Source organism: Azospirillum sp. OGB3 (assembly GCF_014192915.1).
GTDB lineage: Bacteria > Pseudomonadota > Alphaproteobacteria > Azospirillales > Azospirillaceae > Azospirillum.
This window is the reverse complement of record NZ_JACHYN010000057.1, coordinates 1-2,109: the sequence shown is the minus strand read 5'-3', so window position 1 is coordinate 2,109 and position 2,109 is coordinate 1. Positions and strand designations below refer to the sequence as shown.

Below are 2,109 nucleotides of genomic sequence, written 5' to 3'. Positions count from 1 at the left end.
AGCCCCAGCAGGTCCTCGACCGCGACACCGGACATGGCGACCTCCCAAAGCCTGTTCAACAGACGGAGGGCTGTCCCATCGCAACTGTAATGCTAAATTGCGTCTGCCCGACGGCCGGCACAGGCGCGGGGGCGATCTCCGACAGCATATGGGAAGGCTTGCGCTTCCAATGCCATCTCGCGCCTTGGCCCCATGCCACGCCAGCCTTAAAGCGCTCGAACAGCGTCGCACTGCGGTGGCGCTTCGATGGACGCGGTCACCCGCCCACCCGGAGGCAGCTCTCGGAGCCGGGTTGCAGAAGTACTATGGCGGCATCCTATGCCTCGGCGACGAGTCGCGGTGGCGGAGCGTGTGCCCACACTCGGTAGCCGATCGGCGTCACCGCCAAGTCGCTTACGTGGGAATCCATCAGCTTCACCCAAGAGCCCTAGGGGCGGGCGAATTGCTGTAGGAACTGCACAAGACCCTCCTGAGGATCACCAGTCTCATCGACGATGGGGATAATCCCTAGCTTCTTAAACACGACCTCCTGAACGGGATTCGGCCGAGCCATAAAAATGAAAGACGGGGGCCTTGCCTCTCCAAGGTTTGCCTTTTCCCAAGTGCGATGGAGACGATAGAATAGGTAACGAAGGTTGATATCAGACATGCTATACCCGATGAAAATCACTGATCGGGAAAGCGCATCAGCGCGCAACTTAATATCTAGAGGCGATTCGAACTGTAGGCGGTCCATATACGTCGACTCGGCGAGGACGATGGTACTATCATCATCGAAATCACCATGATACTTTACGACTTGTGTCTCGCCGTCCTTCAACGCAACAAGGTCATTGACGTTGACAATTTTTCTATGAGGACACCTGTGGTGTTCGAACGCCTTTTCAATCCATCTGTCGTAATTTGTGGTATAGATGATTGGAAACCCGATTTTGACAATCAGTTCGTGAACTCTAGACGTTGCGATATCAATGTCATCCCGATGCCAATTACGGTCCATCCAACTCCGCAAGGGGCCAATGCTCTTCTTGTTAATTAGGTAATACTCGGCCAATGTCAAAGGATCGCCAAACAGCGAAAAAACTTCTTTGTCAAAGCCAAGCTGCACGCCCATTTCCGCGACAAGCTCAGACCAATTGGGGAGTCCAAGGTTCCGCGAAACGCCAGCCCCTACGAAAAGCATGGCGTTCTTTGGGTCAAGACTGGAAATATCGTCCATCATCGGCCCGGCTTCCTTAGGAATTCCGCGAATTCATTGATCGCCTTTCGCCTCATTGATATATCATTTTTCCTACTACCCATTTCGGCAAAGGTTTCGGTCGATCCGATCGGAATGAACACACAGTCCCACTGAAAGTCCCTCGATCCTTTGGGATGCGGCGCAATAATACCTTCAACCGACCCCTCAAAAGTATAAACCTTGCGGGCGTCACAGTATGCGATAACAGTAGTGGCCGTAACCTTGTTGTCAGTCAACGCACCAAATAACTCCGAGAATTTGTCAGCCTTAATGCTGTCCCAGAATATTTGCGTCAACCCGCCTGGAAACCCATTCAGATGGCTAATGCTCAGGCCGGTATGCTCAACAAAGATAGGGTGACCGATCTCTCGGTATGCTTTCACCACCTTGTCGCGCACCAAGCGATCAACGTCCTGAGTTTGCAGTTCCTCAATTTTGGTGTTCACAGCTTTTACGCCAACCCCAATTCCCCTCAAAATGTCTGTGACTTCCTGAATTTTGTGCTCGTTGCTTGAAAGGAAACGTACTTGCACCTTTTCAACTCCAGCTATATACGCCCCCAGATAGCTCAGTATTTTACAAACGCCAAGCCAAGACTTATCACACAAAATGGCTGTTTTTCAATAAAATAATTCGACTTTTTGGCGCACACGCTAGGTTTTTCGCCGAAGAAGCTTGCGCAGGGCGGATCTATGCGCAATTATTACGAGTTCTGGCCAGAACCATGTTGACCGACGCGATGTGGCGTCGGCTGTTGCCCTTGCTTCCGCCCCAGGTAATTGCTCAGGGGGCTGGTCAGGCGGCGAAGATCGGCTGACCAGCGAGGGCGCGTGAGATGGCCTGATGGGCGGACAGGCCGTTGAGGCGCC

Annotated in this window: 2 protein-coding genes; both read right to left on the bottom strand. The window is 52.7% G+C overall.

The genetic code is table 11. The features are described from left to right. Nucleotides 1-427 precede the first annotated feature (427 nt). Entirely contained in the window at nt 428-1,222 is a 795-nt protein-coding gene (locus FHW79_RS32200) for an SIR2 family protein (protein ID WP_183182676.1), read from the bottom strand. Next, entirely contained in the window at nt 1,219-1,773 is a 555-nt protein-coding gene (locus FHW79_RS32195; RefSeq protein ID WP_183182675.1) for a non-canonical purine NTP pyrophosphatase, read from the bottom strand. The genes FHW79_RS32200 and FHW79_RS32195 overlap by 4 nt, the downstream gene beginning before the upstream one ends. Nucleotides 1,774-2,109 lie beyond the last annotated feature (336 nt).

Bases quoted from the DNA above. Each gene is read 5' to 3' on its own strand.
- FHW79_RS32200 (WP_183182676.1), bottom strand. From the start codon at position 1,222: ATGATGGACGATATTTCCAGTCTTGACCCAAAGAACGCCATGCTTTTC.